At 50.9% G+C, this 16,949-nt stretch carries 13 protein-coding genes; 12 read left to right on the forward strand and 1 reads right to left on the reverse strand.

Annotated elements, in window-relative coordinates; all coding sequences use genetic code 11:
• Window positions 1-6: 6 nt before the first annotated feature.
• The 3 genes from P0Y67_RS13055 (at window position 7) to P0Y67_RS13065 (ending at window position 3,995) form a co-directional block, all read left to right on the forward strand.
• Window positions 7-849, forward strand: a complete 843-nt coding sequence (locus P0Y67_RS13055) for a carbohydrate ABC transporter permease (protein ID WP_337111508.1) — start codon at window positions 7-9, stop codon at window positions 847-849.
• 2 nt (window positions 850-851) lie between these two features.
• Complete coding sequence (locus P0Y67_RS13060; protein WP_342392214.1) at window positions 852-1,970, forward strand: ABC transporter ATP-binding protein; 1,119 nt, start codon at window positions 852-854, stop codon at window positions 1,968-1,970.
• 378 nt (window positions 1,971-2,348) lie between these two features.
• Window positions 2,349-3,995, forward strand: a complete 1,647-nt coding sequence (locus P0Y67_RS13065) for a methyl-accepting chemotaxis protein (RefSeq protein ID WP_342392215.1) — start codon at window positions 2,349-2,351, stop codon at window positions 3,993-3,995.
• Window positions 3,996-4,184: 189 nt separating this feature from the next.
• On the opposite strand, the gene agaR is transcribed toward P0Y67_RS13065, so the two are convergent.
• Window positions 4,185-4,961 carry a transcriptional repressor AgaR gene (agaR, locus tag P0Y67_RS13070; protein ID WP_161445870.1) on the reverse strand — a complete coding sequence of 259 codons (777 nt, stop codon included), beginning with the start codon at window positions 4,959-4,961 and terminating at the stop codon, window positions 4,185-4,187.
• A gap of 331 nt (window positions 4,962-5,292) precedes the next feature.
• On the opposite strand from agaR, the gene kbaZ reads away from it, so the two are divergent.
• The 9 genes from kbaZ (at window position 5,293) to P0Y67_RS13115 (ending at window position 16,533) form a co-directional block, all read left to right on the forward strand.
• A complete protein-coding gene (gene kbaZ / locus P0Y67_RS13075) occupies window positions 5,293-6,585 on the forward strand; it encodes a tagatose-bisphosphate aldolase subunit KbaZ (protein ID WP_342392216.1) in 1,293 nt (430 codons plus the stop codon).
• 10 nt (window positions 6,586-6,595) lie between these two features.
• A complete protein-coding gene (locus P0Y67_RS13080) occupies window positions 6,596-7,792 on the forward strand; it encodes an SIS domain-containing protein (RefSeq protein ID WP_342392217.1) in 1,197 nt (398 codons plus the stop codon).
• Window positions 7,774-8,247: a PTS N-acetylgalactosamine transporter subunit IIB gene (gene agaV, locus P0Y67_RS13085; RefSeq protein WP_161445864.1), complete on the forward strand. Its 474-nt coding sequence runs from the start codon at window positions 7,774-7,776 to the stop codon at window positions 8,245-8,247. Before P0Y67_RS13080 ends, agaV begins: the two co-directional genes overlap by 19 nt.
• 36 nt (window positions 8,248-8,283) lie before the next feature.
• A complete protein-coding gene (agaW, locus tag P0Y67_RS13090; RefSeq protein ID WP_161445862.1) occupies window positions 8,284-9,054 on the forward strand; it encodes a PTS N-acetylgalactosamine transporter subunit IIC in 771 nt (256 codons plus the stop codon).
• Window positions 9,044-9,901: a PTS N-acetylgalactosamine transporter subunit IID gene (agaE, locus tag P0Y67_RS13095; protein ID WP_161445860.1), complete on the forward strand. Its 858-nt coding sequence runs from the start codon at window positions 9,044-9,046 to the stop codon at window positions 9,899-9,901. The genes agaW and agaE overlap by 11 nt, the downstream gene beginning before the upstream one ends.
• A 58-nt stretch (window positions 9,902-9,959) precedes the next feature.
• Complete coding sequence (gene agaF, locus P0Y67_RS13100) at window positions 9,960-10,394, forward strand: PTS galactosamine/N-acetylgalactosamine transporter subunit IIA (protein WP_161445858.1); 435 nt, start codon at window positions 9,960-9,962, stop codon at window positions 10,392-10,394.
• Between the two features lie 13 nt (window positions 10,395-10,407).
• Window positions 10,408-11,538 (forward strand): N-acetylglucosamine-6-phosphate deacetylase, encoded by a 1,131-nt coding sequence (nagA, locus tag P0Y67_RS13105; RefSeq protein WP_342392218.1) that lies wholly within the window; start codon window positions 10,408-10,410, stop codon window positions 11,536-11,538.
• A gap of 86 nt (window positions 11,539-11,624) precedes the next feature.
• Entirely contained in the window at window positions 11,625-12,479 is an 855-nt protein-coding gene (locus P0Y67_RS13110) for a tagatose bisphosphate family class II aldolase (RefSeq protein ID WP_161445856.1), read from the forward strand.
• Window positions 12,480-12,771: 292 nt separating this feature from the next.
• On the forward strand, window positions 12,772-16,533 hold the full coding sequence (locus P0Y67_RS13115) for a discoidin domain-containing protein (RefSeq protein ID WP_342392219.1): 3,762 nt from the start codon (window positions 12,772-12,774) through the stop codon (window positions 16,531-16,533).
• Window positions 16,534-16,949: the final 416 nt, after the last annotated feature.

Below are 16,949 nucleotides of genomic sequence, written 5' to 3' on the forward strand. Positions count from 1 at the left end.
CGCGTTATGGAAAGGATTTTTAAACTTCGCCCCATGGAACAGGTGCTGGTGCAGTTTCTGTTGCTGGCCTGGGCACTGGTCGTTGCCATTCCCTTTGGCCTGGCGTTTATCAACTCGATGAAAGGCAGCCTGGGTCAGGTGATCCGCGATCCCTTTGCGCTGCCGGACAGCTGGCAGTTTGATAACTATGCGAAAGCGTGGGAAATGGCCAATTTCAGCGGTTATTTTATGAACTCGCTGATCATCAGCGCTGGCACCGTGGCGGTTGCCGTTCTGTTCAGTACCATGGCCGCCTTTGTGCTGTCCCGGGTTGAGTTCCGGGGCAACCGCACCCTTTTCATTCTCTTTATGATCGGGGTGATCGTGCCGCTGCGTCTGGCGATGGCGCCGCTGTTTGTGGTGGTGCAAAGCCTGGATCTGCTCAACTCTCTGCTGGGAATTATTCTGGTGCAGGCCGCCAGCATGATGCCTGTGGCGGTGTTTATTCTCAGTACCTTCTTTAAACACCTGTCGCCGGAAATTGAGCAGGCGGCACGGGTCGACGGCGCACTGCCCTTTCAGATTTACTGGAAAATCGTGCTTCCCCTGGTCAAACCGGCCATCGCCACGGTTGCCCTGTTGTCGTTTGTCAGTGCCTGGAATGAATACCTCTTCCCGCTGCTGTTTTTGCAGGATCGCAGTTTATATCCGCTGACGCTGGGACTGCAGGAATTTCAGAACGAATTTGCCATCCAGTGGCACATGATGTTTGCCGGCCTGATCATCATGATGGCGCCGACACTGATCGCATTTTTACTCGCGTCAAAAGCCTTTATTCAAGGTCTGACCCAAGGTGGTATTAAGGAGTAACCATGGCTCACATCCAACTGAAAAACATCACCAAACACTACGGCCAGACCGAGGTACTGAAAGGTATCGATCTGGAGATCAACGACCGGGAGTTTGTCACCTTTGTCGGCCCGTCCGGTTGCGGTAAATCCACGTTGCTGCGAATGATTTCAGGCCTGGAAGAACCGTCTTCCGGCACCATTTCTATTGATGGCGAAGACGTCACCCGGGAAGCGCCAGCCGACAGAGGCATCGCCATGGTGTTTCAGTCTTATGCCCTGTACCCGCAAATGACCGTATGGGAAAACATGGCCTTTGCGCTGACGATCGACAAGCAACCCAAAGCACTCATCAAAGAAAAAGTCGATCGGGCCGGTAAGATGCTCAAGCTCGACCACTTGTTCGACCGGCTGCCCAAAGCGCTGTCGGGCGGCCAACGACAGCGTGTCGCCATCGGCCGGGCCATCGTGCGTAACCCCAAACTCTTCCTGTTTGATGAGCCGCTGTCTAACCTGGATGCTGAGCTGCGGGTCGATATGCGCATCCAGATCGCCGAGTTGCATCGCTCACTGTCTGCCAGCATGGTATATGTCACCCATGATCAGGTGGAAGCCATGACGCTGGCCGACAAAATTGTGGTGCTGCGGGACGGGCGCATTGAACAGGTGGGCGCCCCGCTGGAGCTGTACTATCACCCGGCCAACCAGTTTGTGGCAGGCTTTATCGGCTCGCCCAAAATGAATTTTATTCCGGTCACCGTGATCCGTGCCGATGCTGACAGCACCACGGTATCCATTGCTGATCAGCATGCCATCACCATTCAACGCAACGGCAGCACGCTGAATCCGGGCGATCACATCACGCTGGGTATACGCCCAGAGCATTTGCTGGTTGCAACCCCTGATTCCATGGATGATGGCAGCACAGTGTTAAATATGCAGATCAACGTGGCGGAATACCTGGGTGCTCTGTCGTATATTCACTGCTATTCCAGCAGCATAGAAAAACTTAGCCTGATGATGGACGGCGAAAAAGCATTGCAGCATGACCTGAAAAACGGCGCCAGGATGGCCGTTTCGCTGCGCGCTGAGTATTGTCATTTGTTTGATCAGCATACGCACTCATTACCCCCCGCATGCTAAACACCCGGCCCCTTGCAGTCAGGGGGCTGACCAAAAACCGTCTTTGTGCGGCATTCAGCCATTTCTGAATGGGCGCTCCTGTCTGAACGAGACACCTTCACCCGCTTTTGGTCGAGTTCGCCGCCAAAGATGTTATTTCCAGCCCAACTTTATTTATTCACAAAGATAATTAACCAGATTGACATTGATGTAATCAATAAATACGCGATCATGTGAAATGGCGCCACTGCCGTGACTGTGGTCAAACAATTGACGGTAAGAAAAACACTACGCGCCATTCACATCGGGTTACTAAGGCAGGCTGACACCGGCATCCCCCCACGTCTCAGTGTTACTCCGCCCCTATACATTTTATGGATATGTTAATAAGAGATAACAATGCTAATAAATACACTGACCCTAAGAACAAAGCTGATACTCGCGGTGTTGCTTCCGTGCATCATGTTATTACTTGTCGGCATTATCAGTTATTCGACCATGTCGCAATTAGGACAAAAGTCGGATCGACTCTATAAGAATACCGCAACGCCCATGCGTGCCATGGCTGAAGTCGCCTCACGTATACCGCGCATGCGTGTCGGTATCGACATGATGCTGTTTCAGGAAATCGACGGTTTAAAAGACGCCAAAGGCGTTCAGACCCGGATCAATGAAACGCGCACCGAAGACATTCCGGAAATGCGCGCTGCCATAGAGCAGTCCGTCGCCGCTCAGATTAACCCTGAACTACGCCGGGAAGCGCAGAAATTACAGCAGCGTTTCGAAGCAACAATTGCCTCGGATCTCAACCCTATGCTGGCGGCGTTAGAAAAAGGCAATTTGGCTGATGCCTACCGTTATTACACCCAGTACGGGGTTAACTACGGCATCATGCGAAAAGACACCAATACCCTGCTCGATACCCTGCTCACCCAGGCCGAAACATTCAACAATGAAGCCCACAGCAGCTTCATTGATGGGCAGCGCAATCTGGTGATGATTATCATCGCTGCGCTGATCGTCTCTTTCATTGTGTCTTTCATCATTATTCAGAACCTGCGCGCCAGAGTATCAACACTTCAGCGAACCATTAAAACGGCTGAACAGGACATGGCGCTCAATACCAGAATTGAACTGGACGGGAACGATGAGCTGAATGCGATCAGCCAGACGCTGAATAATTTCTTCGCCAAGATTCACCGCTCTGTGGAAGAAGTGGCACAAAGCTCAAGAAACTTAGCCAAAACCGCGCAGGCCGTAGCTTCGACCGCTCAGACAACACAAAGCAACTGCTTAACCCAGCGGGACAGAACCATTCAGGTGGCGACGGCCATTAATGAGCTTGGGGCGACCGTCAATGAAATCGCCAATAATGCAGCCCAGGCGGCACATATCGCAAAAGAAGCCACCACACAGGCTCAGGATGGCAGCCAGGTGGTTGAGCAATCCAGAGAACAAATGAGCGAGCTGAGCAGTGACTTGGGCGAGATTACCGGCGTGATTGAAGCACTTGCCCATCAGGTGACTGACATCAGCGCCATTCTCGACACTATCCGCAGCATTTCAGAGCAGACCAATTTGCTGGCGCTGAATGCCGCCATCGAAGCGGCCCGTGCCGGTGAACAAGGTCGCGGCTTTGCGGTCGTCGCCGATGAGGTCAGAACCCTGGCTTCACGCTCAGCAGGCTCTACCGAAGAAATACAGGAAGTGATCAACAGACTGCAGAATGAATCGACCAGAGCCGTGAACGCTATCTCTCAGGGACGCCAGCAAGGCTCTCATGTCGCAGAGCAAGCGAACATGGCTACCGGCTCTCTTGCCCAGATCGCGACCTATATCGATCAAATCAGCGAGCAAAACATTCAGGTGGCCACCGCAACAGAAGAGCAATCCTCCGTGGTGCATGAAATCAACCGAAATATTGAAGACATCAACCATTTAACTTCAGAAACTGCCGACATCGCCAACGAGCTGAATGCATCCAGTGGCGAACTTCAGGCCTTGTCGAAGCAACTTGATCAGCTGGTTGGCCGCTTCAAGCTGTAATAAAGGCCATTCCTACAGGTGTCTCGTCATGACTTTTAACACAGACGAGACGCCTCACCCGTCAATATGCAGTGTAAACGCCGCAATTGTCCGACCAGAGGTTCATGTCAGCGAACTGCCATTTCCTTTCCCTTTACTGACATTTCTATTATCACATGCGCCGTTTTCGGATAGTCGTGTCATTGGCGTTCAGGCATCAACCAAAATAACCTCGATACCGGCTTTGCGTAAACCATCCAGATAACGCTCTGGGATCGCTTTATCTGTGATCACTTTGTGCACCTTGCCCGGCTCAAGAATTTTATGCAGGCTGATACGGCCAAATTTGCTGGAATCCGTGACGACAATAATTTCGTCAGCGACGTCACACATACGACGATTCAAACGGGCTTCATTTTCACTGTGCGTAGTAATACCTTTTGCAAGTTCGAAGCCATCCACCGCAAGAAACAGCTTATTAAAATGGTAGTTATCCAGCGCTTGCTCAGCCTGCCCGCCATAGAAAGACAGTGACTTACGTCGTAAATGACCACCCAGCACAATAACTTCTACGCCTTCTGCCGCCACCAGCGTATTCGCAACATTCAGGCCGTTTGTTAACGCAATCACATTGTCATGATGGATCAGGTGTTCAGCAATACTATGTGTTGTGGTTCCTGAATCTAGAATAATAGTGTCACCGTCGTTCACCATTTTCGCCGCTGCCTGACCAATCAGATCTTTCACGCTGCGGTTCAACCGGCTTTTATCTTCAATAGAATGCTCCGGCACTGGCGCATCGCTTTCATTCAAAAAAGCGCCACCGTAAGCACGTGTCGCGATCCCTTGCTTTTCAAAAAAAGCCAGATCGTTTCGAATCGTTACTGTAGAGACATTGTACATCGCGGCCAGTTCAGCAACCTGCACACTGCCTTGCTTTCTCAGCATACTCAAAGTCTGTTCACGTCGTTCGCTGGTGCTTTTCATGGCTATTTTCTTCTCAATCAATAAAGCATGGGAAAGATTATACGGGGTAACAGGCCTAATAGAAAGCATTCAGCTTTTGGTTTCTTTCGTTTCATTGCGGGTAAGAATAACCATCTGTCTAATGTGATCTGTTACCCCTGATGATACAGCTTGCTTTGCAATCATGATTTGAAAGCTCAGTCCTCGTGCCTTTTTCTTTTGATTGAGATCATGCTTTTGGTTATCTTTTATTTCCTTTCACTTTGTTTGACTATAGCCTTCAACTCGAAACGAATCGAAATTACCTGTCAGGTAAAGCCAAACTTCACTAACCTCGTGATGGAGAGGGTTCATGGACATTTTACTGGATCTGATAAAGAACCATAAAAACGGAGAAGCAATCGGAATTTACTCTGTCTGCTCAGCACACCCTTTTGTGATCGAAGCTGCAATACGTCAGGCAGTAAAAGACAACTCAGTGCTACTGATTGAAGCAACGTCAAATCAGGTTGATCAGCTGGGGGGTTACACCGGAATGACACCGGAAGACTTCAAGCAGTTTGTTTTCACCATCAGCCAAAGGCTCAATTTCCCTGCCAACAAACTTGTACTAGGTGGCGATCATTTAGGACCAAACCGCTGGCAAAATGAGGCCGCCGACATTGCCATGGCCAAAGCCGAAGCGCAGATTGCCGCTTACGTGGCTGCCGGATTTAAGAAAATTCACCTCGATTGCAGCATGTCTTGTGCCGATGATCCTGTCCCTCTGACAGATCACATCGTTGCAGCCAGAGCAGCACGTTTGGCTCTCATCGCGGAAAAGACCTGCATCCACACTTTCGGTCACAGTGATCTGGTTTATGTGATAGGCACAGAGGTACCTGTGCCCGGCGGCGCACACGAACCCCTTAATGACCTGGCTGTAACCACACCGGAAGCCGCTCAGAAAACAATTGAAGCACATTGGGATGCGTTTAAACATGTTGGTCTGGGGCATTTACCGTCCAGAGTCATTGGCCTGGTGGTACAGCCTGGCGTTGAATTCGACCATGACGGTGTCATCGACTATCAATCGGACAAAGCAGTACCACTCACCCGGCTGGTTGAACAATATGACCATTTACTCTTCGAAGCCCACTCCACGGATTACCAAACCGAACAAGCCTATCATCAGTTAGTCCGCGATCATTTCGCCATTCTCAAAGTGGGCCCGGCACTGACATTTGCCTTACGTGAAGCCCTGTTTGCATTGGCATGCATTGAAGAAGAACTGATCTCTGCCCGATCATGTTCAGGCTTACGTCAGATCCTTGAACAGGCCATGCAGACGCAGCCTGAACATTGGCAAAGCTACTACCATGGCGACGCATCGGTGAAACGACTGGCACGCAGTTTTAGTTATTCGGATCGAATTCGCTACTACTGGCCGGATGAAAAAGTGGGGGAAGGCCTGGATCGCCTGCTCACCAATCTCAATGAAATGCCACTCCCACTTCCATTGCTCAGCCAGTATTTGCCGGTTCAGTACCAGCGTATCCGCGAAGGCCGTCTGGCAAATCATGCTCGCGAATTAATCCTCGACAAAATCATGCAGGTCACAGAAGTGTATGCCGCAGCCTGCTTTCCTCGAACGAATGCAGCTTAAAAGAGAGATGATGATGTATCTAGGTTATTCAATACAAGCTTTACAGGCAGCCGGTGGCGAAGCGACGGCCAGAGAAATCAGCCAGCAGCCTCAAAGCTGGAAAAAAACGCTGGCGATATTAAGTGAACAACATTCACAGATTAGCGCTTTTCTGGCTCCCTTAATGAACCAGCCCGAACTGCGCATAGTACTGACAGGCGCGGGTACCTCTGCCTTTGCTGGCCGTGCTTTGGCGCCTTATTTATCCGGCCAGACCCGGCGTCGCTTCGACGCCATTGCAACAACAGATATTGTCACAGATCCCAGCGAATATTTTGCTGAATCTTGCCCGACATTACTGGTGTCATTCGCCCGATCCGGTTGCAGCCCGGAAAGTGTTGCCGCCGTTGAGCTGGCCAGCCAGTTACTGCCGACCTGCTATCACCTGGTGATTACGTGTAACCCGGACGGTGATTTATATCAACGCAGCCTGACCGACGAACACACCCTGGCTCTGCTGATGCCTGATGAAACCAATGATCGCAGTTTTGCGATGACCAGTAGCCTGACCAGCATGATGCTGGCCTGCCTGGCTGTCTTTCTGCCGGCAGAGATGACCACTGAATCGTTCGCACCGGTTGCCGACGTCTGTGAACGCATTCTGAGTGAACAGCTTGCCGTCATCACCGCGCTCGCCAAAGAAGATTGTCAACGGGTGATTTATCTTGGCAGCGGCAGTTTACAAGGTATTGCGCAGGAAGCGGCGCTGAAATTATTAGAACTGACTGCCGGTAGACTGCTAGTCGGCTTTGATTCACCAGTGGGCTTTCGTCACGGCCCCAAATCAGTCATCGACAACAGTAGCCTGGTGATCATTTTTGTCTCCAATGATCCTTATACCCGTCAGTACGATCTGGATCTCCTGACTGAACTGCGCAATGACGGCCAGGCTCGGCGCATTATTGCGATCGCCGACACACCGGACCCAGTCATCAGCCAGGGCGATCATCTGTTACTGCCAACCCCGCTCAATGTCAGCGATGCTCAGCTTTGCTTTCCATATCTGCTGGTGGCTCAAATCTATGCTTTCAGCCGGGCGGTCAGTTTAGCAATCAGCCCTGACAATCCATGTCCCGGTGGGGAAGTCAACAGAGTTGTCCGAGGGGTCAAAATATATCCATTCCATAACAAGAACAGAGGGAATAAACCATGCCAAACATTGTATTGAGCAGAATCGATGAACGTCTGGTGCACGGGCAGGTAGGGGTGCAATGGGTAGGTTTTGCCGGTGCGAACCTCATCATTGTCGCAAACGACGAAGTGGCAAACGATGACATTCAGCAAAACCTGATGGAAATGGTGGTTGCGGATGGGATAGACATTCGATTTTGGCCACTTCAGAAAGTCATCGACACCATACACAAAGCGGCGGACAGGCAAAAGATTTTGATCGTGGCTAAAAACCCTGCTGACTTTGTCATCCTGGCGCAAGGTGGTGTGCCTATCAAGCGGATCAATGTTGGCAACATGCACTATGTCGAAGGCAAAAATCAGATACACAAAACCGTGTCTGTCGACGAAAAAGACATCGTGAGTTTTCAGGTGCTCAGGGATCTGGGTGTCGAATGCTCGGTGCAGGGGGTCCCTACAGAGCCTGCAACCGACATATTCAATCTGCTGTAACCCAACACTATCCAATAACAACAAAGGAACTGAAATATGGAAATAGGGCTGATACAAGCGTTAATGCTGGGAATACTGGCATTCTTCGCAGGACTGGACCTCTTTAACGGGCTCACCCACTTTCACCGGCCTGTGGTTCTCGGGCCTCTGGTCGGTTTGATCCTGGGGGATTTACACACCGGGATTTTGGTCGGCGGGACACTGGAACTGGTCTGGATGGGCCTGGCCCCGTTGGCTGGCGCTCAGCCACCCAATGTCATCATAGGTACCATTGTCGGCGCGACCTTTGCGATCTCTTCCGGCGTTGAGGCTGATGTCGCAGTCGGTGTGGCAGTGCCTTTTGCCGTCGCAGTGCAAATGGGTATCACCTTCCTGTTTTCGGCAATGGCTCCCATGATGTCCAAATGCGATCAGATGGCAGACAACGCCGATACCAGAGGCATTGAAAAGGTCAATTATTTTGCCCTTGCAGTGCTGGGTACTTTCTACTTCCTGTGGGCTTTTCTGCCTATTTATCTGGGGGCAGAACACGCCAGAGTCGCCGTTGAAGCCTTACCGGAAACGCTGATTGACGGTCTGGGCGTCGCAGGCGGCATCATGCCTGCCATCGGTTTTGCCGTACTGATGAAAATTATGATGAAGAATGCCTACATCCCTTTCTTTATTCTGGGTTTTGTTGGCGCCGCATGGCTGGAACTGCCGGTTTTAGCTATCGCCGCTGCCGCACTGGCAATGGCACTGATTGATTTCATGCGTAAAGACGGACCTGCGCAAGGACAACAAAAGGAGCTGGAAGATGGGATCTAACAAAAATATTGACCTGGAGAATTTGCAGGAAGTGGGGCCCGATGACTACCAGGACAAGTCCATCGGGGCAGAGCTGACCAAGGCAGACATCAACAAAATGGCCTGGCGCTCATTACTGTTGCAGGCATCGTTTAACTTTGAACGGATGCAGGCCTCAGGCTGGCTGTATGGCATATTGCCGGGACTGAAAAAAATCCATACCAATAACGCTGATCTGGCCAAATCAATGAAAGGCCACATGGGATTCTTTAATACCCATCCATTTCTGGTGACCTTCGTCATGGGGATTGTACTGGCTATGGAGCGTTCCAAACAGAATGTCAGCAGTATTCAGAACACCAAGATTGCGGTCGGTGCACCGCTGGGCGGCATTGGTGATGCTATGTTCTGGCTGACCTTATTGCCTATTTGTGGCGGCATTGGCGCCGACTTGGCTTTACAGGGCTCGATCCTCGGTGCCGTCGTTTTCTTCTTACTGTTCAATGTGGTCCACTTCGGCCTGCGTTTCGGCCTGGCGCATTATGCCTATCGTATGGGGGTGGCCGCTATCCCGCTGATTAAGGCCAATACCAGGAAAGTCAGTCATGCGGCATCGATCGTCGGTATCACTGTGATCGGTGCTCTGGTCGCCACTTATGTCCGTCTGGCGACAACCCTGGAAATTACAGCCGGTGACGCTGTAGTGAAAGTTCAGGACGGGGTAATCGACAAGCTCATGCCAGCGTTCCTCCCTCTGATGTATACCCTGCTTATGTACGCGCTGGTCAAACGTGGCTGGAGTCCGATTCGACTGATTGTCATCACTGTTGTTCTGGGTGTGGCCGGTAAGTTCGCCGGTTTCCTGTAAACCGTTAGTCGCACGGCCGCTTCGGCGGCCATTCACACAGATTAATAAGGACGATGCAATGTTAGGTGTAGTGATTAGTGGCCATGGTGGCTTCGCCAGCGGCATGGAACAAGCAATGTTACAGGTATTGGGTGAGCAGGAGCAGGTGGTCGCTATTGATTTTCCTCCCGAATCCACCACGCAATTGCTGGAGCAGCAATTTAAAGCGGCTCTGGAACAAGTGGATAGCGGCGACGGTATAGTATTTATCACCGATCTGCTGGGAGGCAGTCCATTCCGAGTGGCTTCTACTCTGGTCTTAGCACGTAACGATGCTGAAGTCGTAACAGGTGCCAATTTACAGCTGATCCTGGAAATGATGATGGAACGAGAGGCACTTAACTCAGCCGAATTCAGGGTTCAGGCACTGGCATGCGGCCACCGTGGCATGACCAGTCTGGCAGATGAAATAGCCAGACAGTCACCCAGCAAAAGTGACGACGAGGGTATTTAGGATGGGTATTGGAATGCCAATTCGGGCACGGCGCTTGCTGACAGAATCAGGTTGGCGGGATCAAATAGCCGTATACATAGAAAACGGTCAAATCCTTGCCTTAGAGCACATTGAATCTGACCAGTGGGATGCCGACATACTTATCCCCGCATTGATCGATACCCATGTTCATGGCGGTGCAGGTGTTGACGTGATGGATGGGAATCACCATGCATTAGAGAAACTGTCGCAGTATCTGGCCAGACAGGGCGTCGGGGCATTTCTCGCAACCACTGTTACAGCGCCTATGGACGATATTGAAACCGCACTGCGGCAAGTTGCTCATTCAATGCAGCAAGGGCTCAGTGGTGCCGAATTACTCGGCAGTTATCTTGAAGGCCCATACTTTACCCCACAGAACAAAGGCGCTCATCCGGCGTCCCTGTTCCGGACAGCCAACCCAGAAGAGCTTGATCACTTAATTACCGTTAGTGAAAACAGTCTGAAAGTGGTTGCCCTGGCACCGGAACAACCCTTCGCTTTAGAGACGATCCAGTACCTGAAAACCAGGGGCATCAATGTGATGCTTGGTCATACCGCGGCAGATTACAGCACAACACTCGCCGCACTGGATGCCGGTGCCGATGGCCTGGTGCATTGCTTTAACGGCATGAAAGGGATTCACCATCGTGAACCCGGCACTGTAGGGGCAGGATTAAGCCATGACAGTGCCGTCATAGAACTTATTGCAGACGGCCATCATGTACATCCTGCAGTCATGAAGATGTGCTGTCGCTGCGCACCGGATCGTCTGGTGCTGATCAGTGACGCCATGCGGGCTGCCGGCATGCCGGACGGTGAATACCAACTGGGTGAAACGCAAGTCACCATGAAAGACGGCATCGTTCGCACCTCCAGTGGCGGACTGGCAGGCAGTACCCTGTCGCTGAGTTGCGCCATTCAGAACATGGTGGCCCAAGCTGGACAGCCCCTGGAAAAGGCAGTGGAAATGGCATCACTCATCCCTGCTCGTCTGCTGGGGATTGACGATAGGCTCGGCAGTATTGTCCCCGGCAAAACGGCCAGTCTGGTCGCACTCAATCACGACTTACAAGTGGTTTCAACCTGGGTACAGGGAAAGCAGGTCTGGACTGCACCGGTATAAAACGACCAATACGCAAACAGGTCGTTTCAATAAATATTTCGATTTTTCGCTAACGCGATGGCAGCTCATCGCAAGGAGTTTCTTTTATGTACCTGATCTCTTCTCATGAAATACTGAAAGATGCCCAACGTCAGGGCTATGCGGTTCCAGCTTTTAACATTCATAACCTGGAAACCGTTCAAGTGGTGGTTGAAACCGCGGCCAAGCTACGCTCCCCGGTCATTCTCGCCGGCACGCCCGGTACTTATAAGCATGCGGGTGTGGAGTACCTGATCTCCATTTGTCAGTCAGCCGCAAAAAAACATCGCCTGCCACTGGTGATGCATTTGGATCACCACGAGGATCTGGAAGATATCCAAATGAAAGTCGAGGCCGGAATCCGATCGGCAATGATTGATGCGTCACACTATCCGTTCGAAGAAAACATCGCTCGGGTAAAATCTGCAGTAACACTCTGCCACAAATTAGGTGTGAGCGTAGAAGCCGAGCTTGGCCTGCTAGGCGGCCAGGAAGATGATTTGATCATTGATGAAGCGGATGCGCAGTTAACCGATCCGGCCTCAGCGAGAGAATTTGCTGAACGTACGGGCATCGATTCACTCGCGGTAGCCATAGGGACAGCTCATGGCCTGTATAAATCGGAACCTAAGCTGGATTTCAGTCGCCTGGCAGCTATCCGGGAGTGTGTGGATATTCCTCTGGTCCTGCACGGCGCATCCGGTATTGCCGATGCAGATATCCGCAAATGCATAGAGCTGGGGGTATGCAAAGTGAATGTCGCAACAGAGCTGAAAATAGCGTTTTCTGATGCCATGAAACGCTATCTCAGCCAGCACCCTGATGCGAACGATCCGCGACAGTATCTTGTTCCGGGTATGGACGCGATGCGTGCCATCGTCGAAGACAAAATTCGGGTCTGCGGCAGCGCAAACCGAATTTAACGGCCTGTATTGAACAATAGTCACTGGCCGGTTTCAAACGGCGGCTGTCTCACAGGCCCATGACTGCTGCCCCCCGTAAACTTACCGTGCTATCGCTGTTACCAGACTCTGCTTGCCGCCACTTTTGGCGGCTTTCTTTTTTGCTCCCACCCCAACCAATGTTTCATTTAATTTCGACTTATGAGTTTCAATTTATTTCTTTTGTGACCTAAGAAGCAGAAAATATGTGTTTTCATGCCAATACTTTCACTTCACAAGCGATCAAGCGAAACCAAAAAGAAAGGAAACGATAATGACAGGCAAAAATATAAAGCGGCTGGTCTTCGCCGTTACACTTGGTGCATCGTTGTCAGCACAGACAACAGCCGCACCGCTGGGCAACCTCAATGCGCCATCTCTGGTGCAAAACGGCCAGACCATCCATTTCCAGACGGAGGATGGCGTGAAGGCCCGCGTTCATTTCATCAACGAAAGTACATTCAGGATTCAGCTCAGCCAGGACGGTGTATTTCAGGATGAAAAAGTCGATGCACTCAATGATCAGTGCCACAATTTCCAGTGTGACCAAAGCGGTTTCGATCGTGCTGCACTGCCTCAAATCATCGTGGGCGATGAGCAAGGACCAGTCACAGTGACTATGAGTAATATGGGGGATTACACTTTATTGTTGACCAATCAGGTGGCACTGCGGATTTACCCTTCCCCGTTAACCTTCGCACTCTACAAATCCGATAATCAAACACAGCTGTGGCGTGAGTTACAACCTATCGATTTAGGCGTTCCGACAGACGCTTTTGATCTCACTGAGCTTAAATTGGATCGTGGTGGTGTCAAAACGGTACAGACCTTATCCAGTGAAGCCAGCGAGCACTTTTATGGCGGGGGGCAGCAAAACGGCGAATTTGAGTTTAACGGCAAGATCCTGAAGGCCTCCTATTCCGGTGGCTGGGAAGAATTTGACCGCCCCAGCCCTGCCCCCTTTTTTATGTCTGATAAAGGCTATGGGGTTGTACATAACACCTGGCGAAATGGTGCGCACGACTTCCGTGCCATCGATAGCACAGTATCCAGCTACAATGAAAACCGTTTCGATGCCTATTACTTTGTGGGGGAAACCCTGTCAGATCTGTTAACACAATATACTGGCCTGACCGGTCGTCCGCACCTACTTCCTCGCTGGGCCTATTATCTTGGTGATGCTGACTGTTACGAGAACAAAAAAGGGGCCTATCCGCCTGGGTGGCCAGCCTCACCCGGAACGACATTGGATGTCGTTAATCAGGTCGCTGTGCCTTATAAAACCCATGACATCCCAGTAGGCTGGATTTTGCCGAATGATGGTTACGGTTGTGGATATTCGAACCTGCCGGGAGTGGTAGATAACCTGGATAATTTAGGTATTAAAACCGGCTTATGGACTCAGAAATCTTTGGATAAGATCGCCGAGGAAGTTCAGGATGGCGTCCGAGTGTACAAACTGGATGTGGCCTGGACAGGACCAGGGAAACTCTATTCACTGGCCGCAAACAATGATGCGCATCAGGGACTCGTGAACAATTCGGAAACCCGCGGATTTATCTGGACCGTGATGGGTTGGGCAGGTACACAACGTTACTCTGTAACCTGGACTGGTGATCAAGCTGCCAGCTGGGATTATATCCGCTGGCATATTCCTACTTTTATCGGCTCCGGATTGTCCGGTCAGGCTTACGCCTCATCTGATGTGAACGGTATCTTTGGCAATGGTGCTGAAACCTACACCCGGGATATACAATTTAAGTCCTTTACACCGGTATTGATCGCTATGTCGGGCTGGGACAACGGAGAACGTAAGCATGCCTGGTGGCATGACGGCGACATGAACGGCCAGTCCTATCGGCGTATCAACCGCGATTACCTGATGCTGAAATCCCAGCTTATGCCCTACCTCTATTACTATGCGTATGAAGCAGACCGGTCTGGTTCACCCATAGTGCGTGCCATGACCTGGGAGTTCCCGGAAGAGACCCGCCTTAAAGATGAAGAGTTTAAATATCAATACATGTACGGTGAATCACTGCTGGTAGCACCGGTCTATGAACCCATGTCGAAGAACAATGGATGGTACAAAGACCTGTATCTGCCGGAAGGTACGTGGATCGATTACTGGGACGGTACACATACGGTAGTAGCGACGGGCGGTCAGGTTCTGCCTCACTATCCAATTACCATTGATCGAATCCCGGTACTGGTACGAGCCGGGGCAATCATACCTATGTATGAAGGAGCACGCTCCGACGCACTGCAACGTAAAGATCATCTGATACTCGATATTTACCCGAGTGGTGAATCAACCTTTACCTTGTATGAAGATGACGGAGAAACCCGTGCATACAAAGAGCACAACGCCTATGCTGAAACACAAATCCACGTTTCAGCACCGGTTATCGGTACTTCCGGTGATATCACCGTTACCGTAGAGCCAGCGCTGCGGCATAATGATTATACTCATGAAATTACCCAGCGCAGTTACCACCTGAAAACACATTCTCGCTTAGCACCACTTACCGTCTATGACGGCAACAGCGTAATGACAGAACATCAGGATAAGGCAACCTTTGACGCATCAACCTCAGGCTGGTACTACGATGCCAGCGACCGCTTTGGCATTGTTCATATCAAAGTCCCGCCACAACCCGTCAGTCAATTAGTGCAATTCACTCTGGATATTGATGAAAATGACTTAGTACCTGAGACTCCTGCCTACCCGACACCGGCTTATACAACCGAGTTTGATAAGGCCAAGGTGAAGGTCTTAAAGGCGCCGGCAGAATATTCCCAACAACCCTTCAGCCATGCGTTGGATGGCGATAGCGCTACTGTTTATCACTCGCCCTGGTGGCCTGCAAACGCTTCAGAAAAAGCGCCACAAGATTTTGTACTGCATCTCGGTGACCGCTTCAATGTCAGTGGCTTTACCTACCTGCCACGCAGCGATGCCGGAAACGGTACCATCACTCAGTACCGTCTGTATCTGTCAAATAGCAATGGAAACTGGGGCGAACCTGTTGCCGAAGGAAGCTGGCCAGTGGATAAAGCATTAAAAATTGTTCGTTTTACCGAACGTGAAGCGAGTTATCTGAAATTTGAGGCACTGGCTGGCACCAATGATTTTGTCTCGGCCAGTGAATTTGATGTGGTTGCCACCAAAAAGCAAGCACCGCTGAAAAGCGTTATGTTAACCACACAAATGGCAACCATTCAGGGACAAGTCGTTCAGGATGCCGCTGTAACAGGTACAGCCATGCAAATGAATGGATTGGGTTTCGCATCAGGTCTGGGCACTGAAGCTCCTTCATCTATTGCATTCAGTCTGGATGGCAGTTGGCACAGCTTAAATGCCGATGTTGGCATTGATGACAGTTGCAAAATACCCGGAAACTCAGTGCGCGCCAGCATTTATATTGATGGCTATAAAGCCTGGGAATATATTCTGGATGGGCCAACTGTTGTAAAACCGGATCTCGACCTGTTTGGTGCTCGTCACATTGAACTGCGAACAGAAGATAATGACAACTCCCCTCAGGGCGATTGTATTAACTGGGCCAACATCCGGTTATCAGGGCCGGAAACCGCAACATTTAACGAGTTCGATAAAGCCAAAATCAGTTACATCCTAAAGCCAAAGTTTCAACAAAACCAAGGTATTGAAAAGGCCTTTGACGGCGATCCCAGCACCATATACCACTCTCCCTGGTATCCTGCTAATAGCTCAGAAAAAGCCCCCCAGCACTTTATCATCAATCTTGGCGATCTTTTTGATGTGACGGGCTTTAGCTATCTGGCTCGGGCTGGTGCAGGCAATGGTGCGATTGGTGATTATCGGTTGTCCCTTTCGACGGATAACCAAAATTGGACACAGGTTGCGGCGGGACAATTTGAACGGCATTCAGATATCCAGCGCATCAGTTTCGGAGCAATAGAAGCACGTTACCTGAAATTTGAAGCCCTTTCCGGTGCCGGTGATTTTATCTCTGCTGCAGAGTTTGACGTTTTAGGCACAAAAGTGAAATAGCCGGTATAGCCCATTCCCCGCCCCTGATACTCTGCAGGGGCGGATATCAATCCAATCCATAATAATAAACCCCAGCATTGCCGCTGAGGCTTAGTGTGCTGGTGGACGGCTGGGGTCGCACACGACCGGGACTCGTCCGACCGCAGGGCGGATATCAATCTGAAACATAACAAAAAACCCCCAGCATTTCTGCTGAGGCTTCGTTGTGTTGGCGGACGGCTGGGGTCGCACACGACCGGGACGCGATGGTCCGGCATTCCGGCCCGCGACCCAAAGTGCGCAGCACTTTCTGGGCGCTTAGATACAAAAAACCCCAGCCTTTCGGCTAGGGTTTCGTGTAGTGGCGGAGCGGACGGGACTCGAACCCGCGACCCCCGGCGTGACAGGCCGGTATTCTAACCAACTGAACTACCGCT

Origin of the sequence: Photobacterium sp. SP02, assembly GCF_038519165.1 — a bacterium.
Classification (GTDB): domain Bacteria; phylum Pseudomonadota; class Gammaproteobacteria; order Enterobacterales; family Vibrionaceae; genus Photobacterium; species Photobacterium halotolerans.

Excerpts from the sequence above, each read along its gene's own strand:
- P0Y67_RS13055 (WP_337111508.1), top strand. The coding sequence starts at position 7 with ATGGAAAGGATTTTTAAACTTCGCCCCATGGAACAGGTGCTGGTGCAG.
- P0Y67_RS13060 (WP_342392214.1), top strand. The coding sequence starts at position 852 with ATGGCTCACATCCAACTGAAAAACATCACCAAACACTACGGCCAGACC.
- P0Y67_RS13065 (WP_342392215.1), top strand. The coding sequence starts at position 2,349 with ATGCTAATAAATACACTGACCCTAAGAACAAAGCTGATACTCGCGGTG.
- agaR (WP_161445870.1), bottom strand. The coding sequence starts at position 4,961 with ATGAAAAGCACCAGCGAACGACGTGAACAGACTTTGAGTATGCTGAGA.
- kbaZ (WP_342392216.1), top strand. The coding sequence starts at position 5,293 with ATGGACATTTTACTGGATCTGATAAAGAACCATAAAAACGGAGAAGCA.
- P0Y67_RS13080 (WP_342392217.1), top strand. The coding sequence starts at position 6,596 with ATGATGTATCTAGGTTATTCAATACAAGCTTTACAGGCAGCCGGTGGC.
- agaV (WP_161445864.1), top strand. The coding sequence starts at position 7,774 with ATGCCAAACATTGTATTGAGCAGAATCGATGAACGTCTGGTGCACGGG.
- agaW (WP_161445862.1), top strand. The coding sequence starts at position 8,284 with ATGGAAATAGGGCTGATACAAGCGTTAATGCTGGGAATACTGGCATTC.
- agaE (WP_161445860.1), top strand. The coding sequence starts at position 9,044 with ATGGGATCTAACAAAAATATTGACCTGGAGAATTTGCAGGAAGTGGGG.
- agaF (WP_161445858.1), top strand. The coding sequence starts at position 9,960 with ATGTTAGGTGTAGTGATTAGTGGCCATGGTGGCTTCGCCAGCGGCATG.
- nagA (WP_342392218.1), top strand. The coding sequence starts at position 10,408 with ATGCCAATTCGGGCACGGCGCTTGCTGACAGAATCAGGTTGGCGGGAT.
- P0Y67_RS13110 (WP_161445856.1), top strand. The coding sequence starts at position 11,625 with ATGTACCTGATCTCTTCTCATGAAATACTGAAAGATGCCCAACGTCAG.
- P0Y67_RS13115 (WP_342392219.1), top strand. The coding sequence starts at position 12,772 with ATGACAGGCAAAAATATAAAGCGGCTGGTCTTCGCCGTTACACTTGGT.